The sequence below is a fragment of the Bacillus cereus ATCC 14579 genome (assembly GCF_000007825.1).
Lineage (GTDB): Bacteria > Bacillota > Bacilli > Bacillales > Bacillaceae_G > Bacillus_A > Bacillus_A cereus.
This window is the reverse complement of record NC_004722.1, coordinates 2,475,526-2,493,017: the sequence shown is the minus strand read 5'-3', so window position 1 is coordinate 2,493,017 and position 17,492 is coordinate 2,475,526. Positions and strand designations below refer to the sequence as shown.

Below are 17,492 nucleotides of genomic sequence, written 5' to 3'. Positions count from 1 at the left end.
ACAACTTTAGTATGAATATGTTAGCTCCAATTATTTTTTATTTCCGCTATAACAATTTCTGGTTTATCCCAGTGCAACATGTGTGTAGTATCAGGAATTACTTTTACTATACTGTCCGTTTTCTCTTTAAAAACATTTACTGTCTTATCTCTATAATCCGCCCAAACTTGTGGGACTGTAGCTCGAAGTAATACAATATTAGCCGGTAGCTTCTCATATATATCTATTGTTTCATCTTTATGCATACCTCTTATTATATTACTAGCTGTATTCCCCCTGGCATGCCACCATACTTTATTATCCATTTCGATCCCTAGATCCTTTACAGCAACTTCTAACAATGAAGACCATCTAGTATAAGCTTCTTTTTCACTTTTGAAAAATTCGTCCCAATTATTAAAAACATATTTATCAAAGTCCTTTTCATAATAAGCAATTTCTTCTTCCAACGTTTCTTCTCGAAGCCTTTTTGTTTGATATCCACCATCAATAAGAATACTTCCTTGTACTTTTTCTGGATGATTTAACAAATAAAATAACGCTACAAAACTTCCCCATGAATGTGATAGAAAATAGAAGTATTTGATTCTCAATTCATTTATTATTTCATTTAACCAATTTGCTAAATTGTGCATCTCATAATCTTCTGTTCTTTCAAATGGCGGTGTTTTACCATGTCCAGGTGCATCAACGGAGATAAATCTATACTCTTCTTTTAATTCCTCAGCAATTTCTATAAAACTTAAACTCGTACTACCTAATCCATGTAAACAAAAGATAACGGGCTTGTCATTATTCCCCCATTCAGTAATATGTACATTTATTTTTTCATTGCTAATATAGTAACGTTTCAAAACATTTATCCTCCATATTTTGATTTTTTAATTTACACTTTATTTATTTCTATTATTTTCAAGTATTTCCTGTATTCTTTTCCACACAAAAAGCTGCTTTTCTTTAAATGAAAAGCAGCTTTTACACTAAAATACATTATAATTTAACAGCAATAATCATAAATCTTTTTGAATTCGTACGAATCCCTTTTTCAGAACTATACGTATCAATGAACTTTTGTAAAATAGTAAAATCCTCTTCCTGTTCTCCGAATCTAGGAATAATAGGGGTATGTTTTAATAAGAAAATGAGATCTTCAGACCTACTGTAATAATCAGTAACATCATATTCACGTACTTGCACGAGATCAAATCCTGCACTAATAAGTTCATTCATATAATTTTCTTTTAAAGTACCATCCCGTTCACCTAAGCATTGTCCTCTACCAAATGCTTCTTTCAGGTTTAATTTATCATTCTCACTTACTTGTTGTGTTAAGAAAAAGGCACCCTTTTTCATTACTTTCGCTAACTCAGATGCCAGAAACGGGGCATGACAACTTGAAGCAATATCAAAATGTGCATGTGGAAATGTTAAAGCTTCAGAACCCATTTGAAGAAACTCAACATTTTGTACACCTGATTTTTTCAAGTTAGAATGTGCCGTTGCAATCATGCCGTTAGAATTATCAATTCCAATCAACAATTTAGCTGATGATGCTATGTTAAGTACATTTTCTCCTCCGCCTGTACCAACATCAAGTAAAATATGTGATGGTTTACACCTTTCTTTTACCTCACTATAAAAGTCCCATGTATCTCCTACAGTTTCACATTTTATTTTGCTAAAATCCCATCCATTTAATCTTCCTACTTTATCATAGAAGCTTTTATACTCTAATTCGTTCATCTTATTACTTCCCCTTTGTAAAAATAAATTAAATATGTATAATAACCTACGACACTCTTTAATTATATATTATAAAATACAAATTATTAAAACAACATTTCCCTTCACACTACAATAAGTTTACATAACATTTTTATGGTTTATCTTTATCTATATATTCTAAATGCCCTCTTCCCCAACTACACATACTATCCAAAACAGTACTGACTGTTTTTCCATGTTCAGTTAAGCAATATTCTACTTTAGGTGGTATTTCTTGATAAATTTCGCGTTTTATTAGTTGATCTTGCTCTAATTCACGTAATTGCTTCGCTAACGTCCCTTGAGATATATCTGGTATCAATCGCTTTAATTCACCAAAACGTTTCATTCCATCTGTTAGCAAAATAAACAAAATGAGTGACTTCCATTTCCCACCGATTATTTGTAATGTTGCTATTACCCCTTTTAACTTCGGTTCTTGTAAATCCATTTTTCTCACCTCTCCTCAGATATCATAAAGTGAAACTTTAATCAGTGGGGGTTTTGTTCATCCCACACTGATTATTAGTTGAACCAATCGAGCTTTTACGGGCAATTGATCTCTTACCTAACTTCCTTGCATTTTCCTAACTTTGAGGTGAGAGTTTTACTGCCCGTGAATGCCGGATAAACCATATTTAGAAATTTTTCCTATTACTTATCCGCATGTATAGCGATTAGTACGAAATTTGCGACTATGTACATATAAAGTGCGTACTTTTCACTTGCTCCCTTTTAGCGAATAATAAAAGCATAGCACAGTTAGTTATATTCTAAATTTTTTATTAAAGGAGTGGCTAAAATATGTCTATTACTACATTAAAAAATAGCCGTATTGTTATCATTGGCGGGAGTTCTGGTATTGGATTAGCAACAGCAACACAAGCAATTAAACAAGGCGCACATGTTATTATTGCCGGACGCTCGGAAGAAAAATTAAAAGTTGCTCGAGAAGTAATAAATAACAATCATCTTCAAACTTATATATTGGATAATCAAAATAAAGAGCAATTACAAAATTTTTTCAAGATAGTTGGGAACTTTGATCATTTATTCACACCGGGAGCCTCTTACACACTTGGACCGATTACCTCTACAGAGGAAATTGCTGAAAGTAGCTTCATCGGAAAGTTTTGGCCTCAATATTATGCCGTAAAATATGCAATTCCTTTTCTTTCAAACTCTGGATCGATTGTGTTAATGTCTGGTGCATTTAGTCAAAGACCACTTAAAGGCGCTCCTGCTTATGGAGCTTGCAATGGTGCTATTGAAAGTTTAGGGAAGGCTTTAGCTGTGGAATTAGCTCCTATTAGAGTTAATGTGGTTTCTCCTGGAACAATACAAAGAGAAAATGAACAAAATGAAAATAGACTAGTTGCTTACGAAGCTTATAAATCTCTTTCACTTGTACAACGAGCTGGATTTAATGATGAAATTGCACATACTGTCCTATATTTAATGCAAAATAGTTTTACTACGGGTAATGTATTATTTCCTGATGGAGGGTACACATACCATTAATTATTAAAAATTTAATGCCTCCTTGTATTAACTAGTATTAAGGAGGCTATTATTAACTAAAAAAGGGATATATTAATGTAGGATCTTCTTTCAAAAGTTCTGCTAACAACAATAATTGCGGAAAAGGTCATAAGATTAACTCTTTATCCAGCAACCCCTTTTGTTCTCAAATCATTCCGTCTCCTCGCATAAAAACCGCCCTAATTTCTATTCCCTACAATTTTATATAAAATCAATATTATAAAGTAGGATTCAACAACTTCTTACAGAATTCTATATTTAATACGTATTGGACGGATTATTTTCAAATTCCTCTATAAAAAAGGGAGGTCATATAATTGTGAAATTTGTACAAGAACGAAGATTAACTGTCAAGACAACTTTTTCAAAAGAATACAAGATTTTTATTTTTGGTTTACTCATTTCACGAATCGGGGATTCACTATATACTTTTGCACTGCCTTGGATTGCCTATCAATTAACTGGTTCAGCTGTAATTATGGGTTCTTTATTTGCTGTTAACGTATTGCCAATCGTTTTATTTGGCCCTTTAGTTGGTGTACTAGTTGATCGATATGATCGAAAAAAGTTACTTTGGATGGCGGATATTATCAATATTATTTTAGTAAGTCTCGTACCAATTCTACATGCATTACATCTATTAGAAGTCTGGCATTTATACGTAATTACTTTTATCTTAGCAGTTATGTCCATGCTTTTTGATGTAACAACAGTTACAGTCATTCCACACATCGCAGGTGCATCATTAACGAAGGCTAATTCTTTATATCAAATGGTTAATCAATTGGCTAGTTTGTTTGGTCCAATCATAGCTGGGCTTTTCATATCTTTTATTGGCGGCTTTCAAGTACTTTGGATTAATGTTCTTTCATTTATTGCTACATTAATTGCTGTGATTATATTACCTTCTATGAAAAACTTAAATAAAAAGAATACTGATAAAAAAACATTGCAAAATGTACTAAATGATTTGTTTGATGGATTTAAATGGCTCATAAATGATCGGTTAAATATAGCTTTGTCACTTCAAGCTATGGTAGGTAACTTTGGAGCAAGTGCTGTTTTAGGTGTACTTATGTATTATTTATTATCGACATTAAATCTTACCTCCGCACAAAGTGGTTATAATTATACTTTAATAGGAATAGGTGGGCTTTTAGGAAGCTTAATTGCCGTTCCTTTAGAAAAGAAATTTCGACGTGGTATACTTATTCCTTTACTCCTATTTTTTGGAGCGCTTGGATTAACATTTGCTTTATGGAGTACATATTGGCTTGCTCCTGGAATTGCTTTCGGAATCGCGATGACATGTAATATCACATGGAATACGATTGTTACATCAATTCGGCAGGAAACTGTTCCATCCAATTTGCAAGGACGTGTTTTAGGTTTTTCTCGTGTACTTACACGATTATCTATGCCATTGGGGGCATTAGTAGGTGGAATTATTTCAGCCTACAATCCTGTATTTATATTTGCTTTAGCTGCTTTTACTAAAATAATTGAAGTCTTTATTGCCTTATGTAGTCCGATACGAAAACTGTAAAGAGGAAAAATTATACATTTTGAGATATTAACAAAATAAAAAAAGGCATAAAACATGCCTTTTTTTATTACTTATTTGTTTATTGGATAACAAACTTCTGTAACCCACTTATTAGGATCCAATTCCATCGCTGGGCTCACATGATAAATATTAAACATCGGGCCTGCTAATTTGTAACCCTCTGTCTCAATCCATTTTGCCGCAGCCTCATTTACAGCTGTCATCTGTTCATAACTTCCATTAACTGTTATAGAAGCTACATTAGTCGATTCCATATTTTTAAATGTAACGTCTTTTGTATTTTCGTGCTTACCTAGAATACTTAGCTGTATTTCTACATCTACATCATTTTCTTTGTATTCATGATCATGGAAAACCGCAATACTATAACTCGGTTGGGCAATACTAATATTTTTCATTTGAATTTCTTGCATTAATACACTCCATAAATCACCTTCGCAATTATACGATGGAATAATCTTTCTAACACTAGCTACAGTTCTTTCTGGAATTTCTTTTATTGAAACATGATAATTCATCTCAACAACATCCTCTCTCATCGTTTTCATTGAGTCTTCGAGGAGACGTAATTGTTTTTGGAGGTTATTCATGTCTTCTTTAATTTGAGCACTACGATTTAAAAATTGCTCTTTTATGGTATCTATATTATCGCATTCTATTATTTCTTTGATGGTAGCAATATTAAACCCCATAGCTTTTAACGTTTGAATTTGATTTACTTTTTTTAATTGGTCTGCTGAATAAAATCGATATCCACTCTGCTCATCGACTTTTACTGGTTGTAGTAATTCCACTTTATCGTAGTGTCTCAACATTCGTATACTAATGGAAGATAGTTTTGAAAAATCCCCTATTTTAAACATGATTTCCTCCTATAAGTTACATCTACTTTGAAGCTCAACTTTATCTTAAACAATGACATTGTGTGAGGGTCAACTATTTTTAACGATTTAAATAACAATTTAACATGTTATATTTATATAATTAAAAACCTATATTCCTGTTTTTATGACTACTGCAATTGACAAATCCATCACTAGTTATTTTTCTCAAGACATTCATAAACCGCTATCATATCTCGTTTATCCAACTCACGTATGCGATTAAAAATTGGTATTTGTCCAACAGCTTCTGTTAATAAGCTTTCATTCACAACATCACTTACTTTTCCAGTTAACCACGTTTGTACATCCACGCCCTCAACAACTTCTTTTAACCCTTCGTCATTAATACCACTTGCATTACAAGTTACACATGGAATTGTTAGTTTAAAGACACCATCATGTAGATTATCTTCGGTTATCACTTTCTTACCTTTACAAAATGGACATGGATTACTCTTTTTAATTTTATTAATTTGGGTAACTAATTTTTTGTATCCAAACGCTTCGTATACATACGTAAGTTTTTTATATTTACCATTTGTGAAATACTTATCTATAATGGTTTCTCTCGTTTCATAAACATTAGGGAAATCACAAACAGTTACTTGATTATTAACACTAATGGATTCGATATTTCCTTTTATTTCGTTCCAGAATGGTAAGACATTTTGTAACACCATTTCATAGTTTGAAAAGCTTGCTTGTTCTAATTCAAACATCTTCAGTGCAACTTGTGCTTTTCTTAGCAATAAAGAAACATCTTCTGTCAATACCATATCGCCACCAACAATAGACTTCAATGTAACAAGTGCCGGTAAATCACCAACTGTTTTCAATACTTTATTAATAGGCTGATTGATTATTTCACGAATATCTACGTTACCAAATTTAAGTGGTTTATGATGATTTAAAACCGTCCCCTCACAAATTGGACATTTCATCATTTTTTTTGAACTCTTAATTTCTTCTTTAATAGGTGCTTTTGAAATAACAATATACCCACCAATAATTGTATTAAACCCTACCCATGTTCTACGTGTCTTTCCTTTTTTATCATAAAATGATTTTTCAAAATATCCGTACCAAAACGTATGCTTTTCTTCTTCTGACATATCATTATAGCTCTTTGACAAATCGTGACCAAGCTCATTTTTTATTTCTTCGAATAGAAATTCTATTTTTTCATGCTGATAAAATTTTAATACCTTCATGATTTCTGGATCGAATAGCCCATCCCAAAATGGAACACTTTTATCTTGAATGGCAATATCTTTATCAAAAACTTCAATTTGAAGACGTCCAGAACAAGATGGACAATGATTGTCCTGTGAATAGAAATCAAAACTTCTCGTATCTTTATTAATTGGATGAGCAGCTACAATATGATTAATTAATCCCCCAATCTCATATAAGAAACTATATTGACTATATAAATGTCTTTCAAGATCAATAGCAATAACAGGTGCGATTGTATCAGATTCATATTCACCATAAATTAACCTAGCCATTGATGATAAACTTTTTAAAATACCGCCCTTATAAACATTTTCGGCATTTTTAAAATAGTTAATATGATTTTCTTCTAAATAGTGAACTCCTTTTTTCTGCTTAAGCATTGAAGAGATATTTATTTTCTTTGTGCTATTCACATTACTTTTTTGACGATAGTAACCCTCATGATTAACAACATCCAAATGCTCTACAGATTCATTCTGCCTTTTTCCAAAATCAACTATATAATCAGAGCTTTCTAACATGTAACGATTATGCTCAATCATAATGATAGAAACTGATTCATCTTGCAGAATACCTCTAATACTATCGATAAATTGATTTAAAATATTTTGTGATAAACCTTTTGAAGGCTCATCAAAAATGAATAATGTATGTGGATTTCTAGTGTTTGCAAATAATTCCGAAACTAAATGAACACATTGAAACTCACCTGTCGATAATGTTTGTGTTTTTCTCTCTAATGTTAAATAGCCAAGTCCTAATTTAATTAGTAGGCTCAAACGTTTATAAGCGATATCTTCATTTGGAAGTTCATCAATAATATCCTCAATCGAGCGCTCAAAAATATCATCAATGTCTTCACTATACTTTGTCAGTTTCTTTTTAATATCTAGGAAAGTTGCTACAGTTGATCGACTTGTAATTGATTGATTTCGGTCTTGTCCTACCATAACTAATTTATCTTTTGGATATCGTTTCAAAAAATCTGTAGCTAGACATTCGTTGACAAGTGTAGATTTCCCACATCCTGATTCTCCTGTAACTGTTACAAGCCTGTTTTTAGGAATTTGAAACTCAGCTATTTGGATATTACGGCAATATAAATCATAGAATGTATAAAATTCTGTTGGTATTTCTTTATTTCGATCCCACAGTATTGACTTTGGTCTTGGTGATTCTTCCACAATTTTCCCGCCATATTTTCCGCTACCAGGTCCAAAGAACAATTGCTCATCAGATGTATCTAGTACTGTATCTGAATGATCAATAAGCCAAATTTGATTTTTACACCCTAATCGTTTAATCTCTTCTAAAATTTGTAATAATGTTTCATGATCAAGTCCAACTGAAATCTCATCAATAATAATTACAGCATTTTCACTTACTGCCATGAATTCAGCCAAATAAAGTCGTGTTAACTCTCCACCTGACAACGTACCCATAATTCGATTTAATGTTAAATAACCAATGTTCATATTAATAATATTTTGCAGTATATGCTGTTTTTCTTCACTAATATTCAATTCTTTTGCTAGTGAAAGAATAGATTCAACACTTAAATCATTAATATTTGAAATTGAATGTGGCTTGGCCAACAAATCAATTTCATGTTGTTCAATTTCTTCACTATAACGTTTTCCCTTACATTTTTTACACTCAACATTTTTTGTAGTACCACGGCCTTTACAACCAGTACACCAGCCTAATTGATTATTAAATGAAAAGACCTCTGGAGAAAGATTAAATACTTCAGCAAGTTTTTCCCGAACCTCTGTAAAAACACCAGTATGAGTACCAATCGTTGAACGCGGATTAGACGAAATCGATGATTTTCCTAGAAAAAGTACTAAAGGCATTTCTTCCATCTTAATGGCACTAAAATTTGTTTCCATAATGTTAGGAAATAAATATTGATATTCAGCCTTTGGTAATAAAGAAACTAATCGTTTTTTTGATTCTTCACCAATTGTTTGGCAAAAAGTTGTTTTACCCGATCCAGATAAACCAGCAATTCCAAACGATTTATTAAACGGTATAGTTGCATCTAATTTATTTATGTTATTAGCAATTAATTGATTTACTTTCATATTAACCTCTATTCTTATTTATTCACAAAAGCATTTTTACAATATAATAATTACATAATGAATATTACCTATTATGCAATTATCCTCTCACTTCATGAATCTTATCCTTGTATATTTCAAACCACTGTTGCCATTCATCTTTAGAAAATTCTTTCTCTTCTCCTTCTAAAACGAAAGAAAAAAGATTTAAACAAATATGCCAACCAGCTACATCTCTCGGTGTATGATCTGTTAATTCATGAATGTACTCTTTAAGAAGTAAAAGAGTACCATTTTCCTCATTATGTATTTCAAATCTGACACGGTCTTTATCCCAAGTAAATTCAAGTACTGAGTTTAGTTGACACTCTAAAATATCAATATTTATGAATGAACCGCCCATCATGTCGAACTTTATTATTCCAGCAGTTTTAAGGCTTTCAATCTGTAAATTGGGCATCCATTTTTTCAGCTTACTGTTTTCTGTTAATACAGACCAAACTTCTTCTGCCGTATATGGAAATTGGCGTTCAAATTTTACAATATATCCATCAGTTAGTTTCCTAATTTCAGCTATCATTTTGATTGTCTCCTTATATAGAATATATGTTCCCATTTCATTTTACACGAATATAAATATAAAATAAATATTTATGTCAACGAAGTGTTAATTTAAAGTGAATGGTGCTGAGAAAAACTTAAATATTTTCTAAATCGAGTTATATAATATTGAAAATTAAATATAGATTTATGTACAAATAAAAAAGCCGCATTTGCGACTTATGAAATCATAGGATTAACTCCTTTTTTGTTGAATGATTAGCGCTTAATCGCATCGACAATTAGCGATGGAAAACCAAGTTTATCGCCTTTATTTCTAGAATCATACCTTTTCGAACGGAAAATAACACCGTCGTTTGCATCCCATTCGTTGTAATAAAACCGACCATTTTCATCACAATATTCAAGTAAAACTACCTCGAATCCAGCAGTTTCAAACATTTTCGTTAATGTTATATAATTATGAACGATTTTATGACTTGCTGCTGGATGATCTTTCGGACCGGGGCCCCCTATTTGAACTATATTTTGATATGCCTCATCCTGAAAGAATGCATCAGGGACTCCGCACCGAATATGACCAGATGGTTTTAAAAATTCATAACAAATTTCAGCTGCTCTTACACCTTCTTCAAAAGTAAGGTGTTCCCATACATGCTCAGCTAAAATAGCTGAAATAGAGTTGTATTCAAATCTTCCTTCCCACGTAGCTTTATCTAGTAAGTTAAGTTCATCTTCTTGCGTTTGAATCCAACCTGGATTATTATTAAACACTCCAGCTCCGACAACTACTTTAATTTCGTCTTGTTTTATTGCCACCATGTTCACCTCTTGAATATTTTAATTCATTAACATATTCTATGTTTACTATTATCCTTCCTCCTTCAACAAATTTAGTAACATGAGTCCAGTACAATACCGAACTCATGTCCTAAAAACTCTCTAACGCAACGATCTGTCTAACTCTATAAAATTAGTTCATAATATACGATTTTTCTTATAGAAATATAGCACAGCAAACATTAGCATAATACCAATTACGTAAAAAATTGTTGTTCCACTCCCACCAGTATTAGGAATTACCCAATTATTCTTCGCATTTTTCACTGTTATTTTTTGTGTCTTTACTGCTTCTGTAATTTCTATTTCTATTGGATCTCTAAGTAACATGTATCCGTTCGGTGCTTTTATTTCTTTAATCGTATACTTTCCAATTGCTAATTGGTTGGAAATCACCTTTCCTTTTTCATCCGTTATTAATCTACTAACTTCTTTCCCTTCTTTATCTAACACTTGAAATACAGCGCCTTTTAGCTTTAATTCACTATCCATATCATCAACTTTTTCAATTTCAAATTGCCCAGTCGGATCTGGCAATTTCTTATTTCCTATTTTAATTTCTACTACTGCATCTTTTTCTATTTTTACAGTTATTTTTTCTTTTAATAATTCGTAACCTTTAGGTGCTTCTACTTCCACTAAGGTATAGTTTCCTATTGGTAAGTCTTTTGATATTACTTCTCCTTCTTCATTTGTTACTAGTTCTCCAACTATTTTTCCTTTTGAATCTTCTATATGAAACTTTGCCCTTGCTAGTTTTTTATTTTTATCACTTATGTCTACTTTCACAAGCTTCATTTTCCCCATTGGATCTGGCAATTTCTTATTTCCTATTTTAATTTCTACTACTGCATCTTTTTCTATTTTTACAGTTATTTTTTCTTTTAATAATTCGTAACCTTTAGGTGCTTCTACTTCCACTAAGGTATAGTTTCCTATTGGTAAGTCTTTTGATATTACTTCTCCTTCTTCATTTGTTACTAGTTCTCCAACTATTTTTCCTTTTGAATCTTCTATATGAAACTTTGCCCTTGCTAGTTTTTTATTTTTATCACTTATGTCTACTTTCACAAGCTTCATTTTCCCCATTGGATCTGGCAATTTCTTATTTCCTATTTTAATTTCTACTACTGCATCTTTTTCTATTTTTACAGTTATGTTATCTTTTAATAATTCGTAACCTTTAGGTGCTTCTACTTCCACTACGGTATAGTTTCCTATTGGTAAGTCTTTTGATATCGCTTCTCCTTCTTCATTTGTTACTAGTTCTCCAACTATTTTTCCTTTTGAATCTTCAATTTTAAACTTTGCTCCCTCCAATTTTTTATTATCATTATTACTATCAACCTTTTTTATTTTTACTTTTCCTGTACTAGGCTTGTTCCAATGTTGCCAGTTAAATTTGAAATTGTGAAATTCAAATCCACCAGTTTGTTGTACCGCACCGACAAATGCTTGTCCATTAATCGAACCGCCTTTTGTTTCTAATACAGCATTGGGGGCAAACACACTACCAACGACACCATATCCCTCTGTTATAATTTTTTTCGCATTTGGAAAAACCCAAATCACTTTCCCATATAGCTCAGTAAACGGGGAATTAGGAGAATATGGTTGTGATGTAGGAACTATATCTGTAGCCCTTCCAATATTGTTCGTGTCATATAGAATAGACCCATTTTTAAATGTAACCTCTGTTGCATCCGAATACATAACAATAAAATCTTTGTCCTTAGCATTTGGTAAAAATACATCTCTTATATCTAAATTAATTTTCCCTGTCAATTCTGATGAAACATAAATATTAGGATTGTTTATATCTTTTCCGATTCCAGGTGACTTCATATTTGGAATTGGGGTATTCGTTTTATATTGACCTGCATTTTTACTGACTTGGTTCACTATATTGCGAAATTCATTAAATTTCGCGTCAATTTCTAGTTTTTCTTTATAAACGATACGATCATAAGAGGATTGTATGATGCGATCTGGATCACTCTCTTTTGTCATTACGACTATTCCGTTTTGAATGATAAAAGATTCTTCTCTTGATTTCTTAAATTTTCCAGAAAATAACAAGGACGGATATCCCTCATCACCCCATTTTTCACCTACTATATTAGATGTTCCCGCTGCAGCACCTACAATCGTATACCCCGATGCATCCATATCACCTTGAACTGCAATTGCTCCTTCAATGTCGCCACCTATTGCTTTATGGTTACCAAAGACAACAGCATTATAACGCGATATATCTCCTAGACCTTCTAAGTTAGTCGTGGATCCATATGCTTCTTTTGGTACATATACGACAAAACTTACACTTAACATTAACAAAACAATAAAATGAATACTTACCAGCTTTAATCGTAGCCTCAATTCCTTTGTTCCCACCTTTACCGTATTTTTTCTATAGTCGAATAAAATGAAATTTTTATTAATGATGATTTACTTCATCTCCTATATACCTTCTTTACTTATCTTTGAATTTCCGGTCCCACTTCCCATTAATACAGGATAAATACATACATTCTATCAAGTAAACCTTTTCTTATAAATTTCGACTAGAAACACACATAACAATAGGATTGTAACTATTACAGTCCACTTATTAAATATAACTATCTCTGTACTCACTTTTTGTTTTTCTTTCTCGTTTAACTCCACACGCTCACCTCGAACTAGCAATCTATTGGTGTTTATTCCATAAGGCGTACACGTAATTAAAGTTGTATAATCTTTATTTTGTACAATTTGTAGATCGTCCGTTTCGTGTGGTAACACTACTTTAATTTGATCTACTTTATAAGCAAGAACTTTGTCTAAAGAATGAAGATAAAAAAGATCTCCTTTGCTCAACTTATCTAAATCTGTAAATAATTTTGCTGATGGTAAACCACGATGCCCTGTTAAAATAGTGTGCGTATTTTCTCCACCTACCGGGAGCGAAGAAAAATCTAAATGACCTATCCCGCGACTCAATACTTCCTCAGAGGTCCCTTGATAGATTGGCAGTTTTATATTAATTTTCGATATTTCAATATACCCCATTACATCTCCTAAATTTAACGCATCAGCATACGCTTGATGATTACTTTTTTTTTCAGAAAATGGATCTGTAAATGTTTTCGTGGAAGTTTGAACTTGTTTATTATATTCGGCTGCTTCTTTTTCCCTACGTTCGACTTCTTTCTTTTGTAATGCTTTAATCTTCTTATCGTAAGAGCTAATCTCAGAATAATGTGCACGGGTCGCCAACCAATTACTAATAGTAGGATATAAAAAAATACCTAATCCAAATAAAAAAATACCTCCCAAAACAAGATTTCGTTTCATATTTCCACCTCTGTATATGCTTAAATATCGAAAAGAGGGAAGCATTTTGCTTCTCCTCTTTTCATATGGTTACATGTTCCTAAAATCTTAATTTCTAGCAAACTTTTTTCTAAAGAAAACAAATGCCGCTGTAAGCATTAAAGTAAGGCCTATTACAGTAAAAAGAGTCGTTCCTATACCACCCGTTACCGGAAGAATCCATCCACTTTTATTATTTTCTATCGTTAATTTAACCGTTTGATTATTTTCGCTAATCTTTACATCAATGGGGTCTTTTAATAATTGATAAGAAGTTTTTGTACCATCTTCTTTTGTATATGTCGGTGCTTTCGTTTCAAAAATTTGATAGTCTCCATATGGAATGTTAGACCATTTAATAACACCATTTTCATCTGATACACCTGTTACTTCTTTTCCTGCTACGACAACTATTTTTCCATTATTATCTTTAAGTACAAACTCTGCACCTTTTAATTTATTCTTATTAGCACTATCAATTTTTGTTAACTCAATTATTCCAGTTGTCGGAATAACAACTACAGGTTTAGATTCCTTTTCTCCAATTACATCATTTTTATTTGTAAAATGTATTTTTGCTGTATTTAAAATTTCCGAACCAGATGGTACTCCTTCTTTTACTTGGGATTTAATTTGCAAATGAAATTCTTTTTTACCATCTAATTTTGTGAAATCTTTTACTGTAGCTGTTACTTTTTGACCTTCTATAGCTACCTCAACAACGTTTGCATTTACTTCTGCTCCATCAATTTTCACGATTGGCTTTCCTTGAATCACTAAACGATTATCCAAAGTATCTGTTACCACATATTTTTTGTATTCCTTAATGTCTTCTGGAATTAATGTTTTAATATCATAATTATAATTAGTTAACGGATTTATTGGTAACGCTTCCAATTTTCCGTTAATTTTTTTATCAATTGTTGGTTCTTCATTGTTTTTCACTTCTATTTTAACTACTGTACCAGAAGTAATAGTTCCATCTTCATTAATTGTTCCGGAGTTCTTAACAAAAAACTCACGTTTAGTTGGATCTATTACATAGCCTTTCGGAGCTTTTGTTTCTTGGAAATAGTATTCTCCATACTCCAATCCTTGCACTCGGATATGGCCATTAGCATCTGTTGCTAACTCTTTTTTCACTTCTGTACCGTCTTTTTTAAATAAAGAGAATACTGCACCTGCTAATGCTTTTTCATTTACACCAGTTTTTATTAAATCCACTGCACCACGTTTAATCTCATTTTTGGGATACATGTGAACATCATAGTTTAGCACCTTACCCTCTTTATTCGTTAATGGGATATCCACTGTATACGTATTGGGATTTAGATTCACATGTGGAGGTCCTGCCACTTCTTTCACCTCATAACGTCCTAGCGGAAGATCTTTTAATACAGCTTGTCCGTTATCATCTGTTACTACTTGATTTGGAGTGGCTCCCATTACAGGTTTTACGTCTTCTTTTACGATTTTCCCATCGTTTGAAATTTTTTCAAAAGAAGCAACCCTTTTCACTTCAAACGTTACACCTTTTAATGGTTTCACATCTTTTGGCACCTCTTGATTTGCAGAACCGTCACCTTCTAGTCCCTGCGCTCCATCTTTTTCTTGTTCATACTTATGAATCGTTAAAGTACCTTTAGATGGTGAATCTGCCTTTACTAATACACTAGACCATGTAGAAAATGTTAAGAATAACACTAAAAGCACACTAAATATTTTTTTCATTTCTCTTATCCCCTTTACTACTTCTATCATTTTAAAAATTTCTTTATTACTATTACCTTCTTAAAAGCAATAGTGTGCCAAGTATCAGATTTAAACGAATAACATAAAACATAGTCGTCCAACAATCCATTGTTTACAATCACTTATTCACTTTTCTTATCTTCTATTATTACGTTGTCTCTCCACATGATATATGTAATTTTCTCCCCTAAATTACACGTATATCCTTATTTCAAGAATCATTACATTTGTTACATAATAGCTTTCACTGCTAATTTCGACTAGTCACTTACTGTCAATCTATTCATTTCTCACTTCCTATCCCTATTTAAAATCCAATCTTAATCATTTTTTAATACATATAAGTAATAACCAACAAATAAGTTTGACGATTCATATTTTACGTTACTGTCCAAAACTATTACTTGTATATTCAAATAATATGTGCTATTCATGTTAAATTATGGTATTATTCTTAGAAGTTTATAACTTTTATTTATATTTTTTATTGATAAAGGTTTTCCGTATCTACTTATGAAAAAGGAATATATGTTTATTTAACTATTACGCATAACTGTAAGGAGGAAGAATATGACTAAAAAACTCAGTCTAGTTGAGATAGAGTACATTTGCAATATGTTTTTTCAATCTTTGCGAAATTCCAGTTTGGTTTTTTAGATTGTAACAAAAATATTCTTTTAGAATTTAAATCAAAAAATGATTCACATTCGTTATATACATCAAAAATAGAAGAGTTACATATGCTTTTTCAGAGAAATGATACATATAATTCCCCCATCTTCAGAACTCACGAATATCTAGGGCACTTTATTTTAATTCACATAAAGAGCGATTATATGGTGAACGGTACTGTTATTATTGGGCCCTTGACACATGTGAATTCTTCTACAAGTAAAGCGGATAGTAACCTTAATTTTATTCCAAATTATAAAAGAACAAGAGACCATTATTTTTCATTGTCAGTCAAAGATCAAAATTTCTTTGTAAATATAGCGATATTGTTCTATAACATTCTCTATAAAAAAAATTCAGATGTAAGCACCTTTTCAAATAACAGTGACTCACTTCATATAAGTCATAGCAGCATCTTAAACGAAGATGTATATATTTCAATGCAAAAAGATGAATCCATTTATCATAATTTATATATAGAGCAGCAACTACTTAGTTCTATAGAAGAAGGGGATAAAGAAACCGTACTCAAATATTATTACGAATTCCAACAAGAGACTCTTTCATCTTTATCTTCATTCCATCAATTAAGACGTCATAAAAACATTTGTATTTCATCCATCACGCTCGCTACTAGATATGCGATAAAAGGGGGACTTCCATCTGGGATTGCTTACAAAATTTATGATTTACATATTCAAAGAACAGAAGATTTAAAAGACAAAGAATCTGTTTGGGATTTATTAAAAAATGCTTTTTGTACCTTTGCAGACCGTGTAAAGGCACAAAAAACACAGCAACATTCACAGACTATTGCTATTTGCAAAAACTACATTTTTAAAAATATTTACAATCCAATATCTGTTAAACAACTTGCTAAATTTGCAAATGTGAATTCAGATTATTTATCTATATTATTTAAAAAAGAAGTCGGTATTTCATTAATTGAGTACATTCAGCGTGAACGAATCGAAGAAGCAAAGAAATTATTAACTTTCACCACCTATCCTTTATCAGACATATGCGCTTCGCTTAATTTTAGCGATCAAAGTTATTTCACTAAAATTTTTAAAAAATTCACCAATGAAACACCTGGTAAATATCGAAAATCTCATGTTGTCATTTAGAGTGAAACTTCCATTAAAACAAAATGTTTTCAGTAACTCATCAATGGCAGATTAGAAGCACTCCCAGATTCATGAACTATAGGATTTATGCTTTTTCCAAACCAAAAAACACGTTACTATTCTTTTA

Annotated in this window: 12 protein-coding genes and 1 pseudogene; 3 read left to right on the top strand and 10 right to left on the bottom strand. The window is 31.8% G+C overall.

From position 1 onward, the window contains the following. Positions 1–20 precede the first annotated feature (20 nt). The 3 genes from BC_RS12600 to BC_RS12590 form a co-directional block, all read right to left on the bottom strand. Entirely contained in the window at positions 21–854 is an 834-nt protein-coding gene (locus tag BC_RS12600) for an alpha/beta fold hydrolase (RefSeq protein ID WP_000833447.1), read from the bottom strand. 136 nt (positions 855–990) lie between these two features. Continuing rightward, positions 991–1,743, bottom strand: a complete 753-nt coding sequence (locus tag BC_RS12595) for a class I SAM-dependent methyltransferase (protein WP_001003873.1) — start codon at positions 1,741–1,743, stop codon at positions 991–993. 133 nt (positions 1,744–1,876) lie between these two features. Next, positions 1,877–2,215, bottom strand: a complete 339-nt coding sequence (locus BC_RS12590; RefSeq protein ID WP_000365536.1) for a winged helix-turn-helix transcriptional regulator — start codon at positions 2,213–2,215, stop codon at positions 1,877–1,879. Positions 2,216–2,568: 353 nt separating this feature from the next. Between BC_RS12590 and BC_RS12585 the strand changes: the two genes are divergently transcribed. Together BC_RS12585 and BC_RS12580 are read left to right on the top strand one after the other, a co-directional pair. Beyond that, a complete protein-coding gene (locus tag BC_RS12585) occupies positions 2,569–3,285 on the top strand; it encodes an SDR family oxidoreductase (protein WP_000029108.1) in 717 nt (238 codons plus the stop codon). Positions 3,286–3,625: 340 nt separating this feature from the next. Continuing rightward, positions 3,626–4,852 (top strand): MFS transporter, encoded by a 1,227-nt coding sequence (locus BC_RS12580; protein WP_000673890.1) that lies wholly within the window; start codon positions 3,626–3,628, stop codon positions 4,850–4,852. 71 nt (positions 4,853–4,923) lie between these two features. On the opposite strand, the gene BC_RS12575 is transcribed toward BC_RS12580, so the two are convergent. The 7 genes from BC_RS12575 to BC_RS12545 form a co-directional block, all read right to left on the bottom strand. Further along, positions 4,924–5,736 (bottom strand): MerR family transcriptional regulator, encoded by an 813-nt coding sequence (locus BC_RS12575; protein ID WP_000472638.1) that lies wholly within the window; start codon positions 5,734–5,736, stop codon positions 4,924–4,926. A 173-nt stretch (positions 5,737–5,909) separates the two neighbouring features. After that, on the bottom strand, positions 5,910–9,080 hold the full coding sequence (locus BC_RS12570) for an excinuclease ABC subunit UvrA (protein ID WP_000867748.1): 3,171 nt from the start codon (positions 9,078–9,080) through the stop codon (positions 5,910–5,912). Between the two features lie 79 nt (positions 9,081–9,159). Then, positions 9,160–9,639 carry an SRPBCC family protein gene (locus BC_RS12565; RefSeq protein WP_000559865.1) on the bottom strand — a complete coding sequence of 160 codons (480 nt, stop codon included), beginning with the start codon at positions 9,637–9,639 and terminating at the stop codon, positions 9,160–9,162. Between the two features lie 239 nt (positions 9,640–9,878). Next, a complete protein-coding gene (locus BC_RS12560; protein WP_000225731.1) occupies positions 9,879–10,442 on the bottom strand; it encodes a class I SAM-dependent methyltransferase in 564 nt (187 codons plus the stop codon). Between the two features lie 156 nt (positions 10,443–10,598). Next, positions 10,599–12,839 (bottom strand): SpaA isopeptide-forming pilin-related protein, encoded by a 2,241-nt coding sequence (locus tag BC_RS12555; protein WP_001239465.1) that lies wholly within the window; start codon positions 12,837–12,839, stop codon positions 10,599–10,601. Between the two features lie 156 nt (positions 12,840–12,995). Further along, positions 12,996–13,796 carry a class C sortase gene (locus BC_RS12550; RefSeq protein WP_000828081.1) on the bottom strand — a complete coding sequence of 267 codons (801 nt, stop codon included), beginning with the start codon at positions 13,794–13,796 and terminating at the stop codon, positions 12,996–12,998. Positions 13,797–13,883: 87 nt separating this feature from the next. Then, positions 13,884–15,545 (bottom strand): LPXTG cell wall anchor domain-containing protein, encoded by a 1,662-nt coding sequence (locus BC_RS12545; RefSeq protein ID WP_000719303.1) that lies wholly within the window; start codon positions 15,543–15,545, stop codon positions 13,884–13,886. Positions 15,546–16,136: 591 nt separating this feature from the next. Here BC_RS12545 and BC_RS12540 point away from each other — a divergent pair. Continuing rightward, a pseudogene (locus BC_RS12540) lies at positions 16,137–17,365 on the top strand (helix-turn-helix domain-containing protein). Positions 17,366–17,492: the final 127 nt, after the last annotated feature.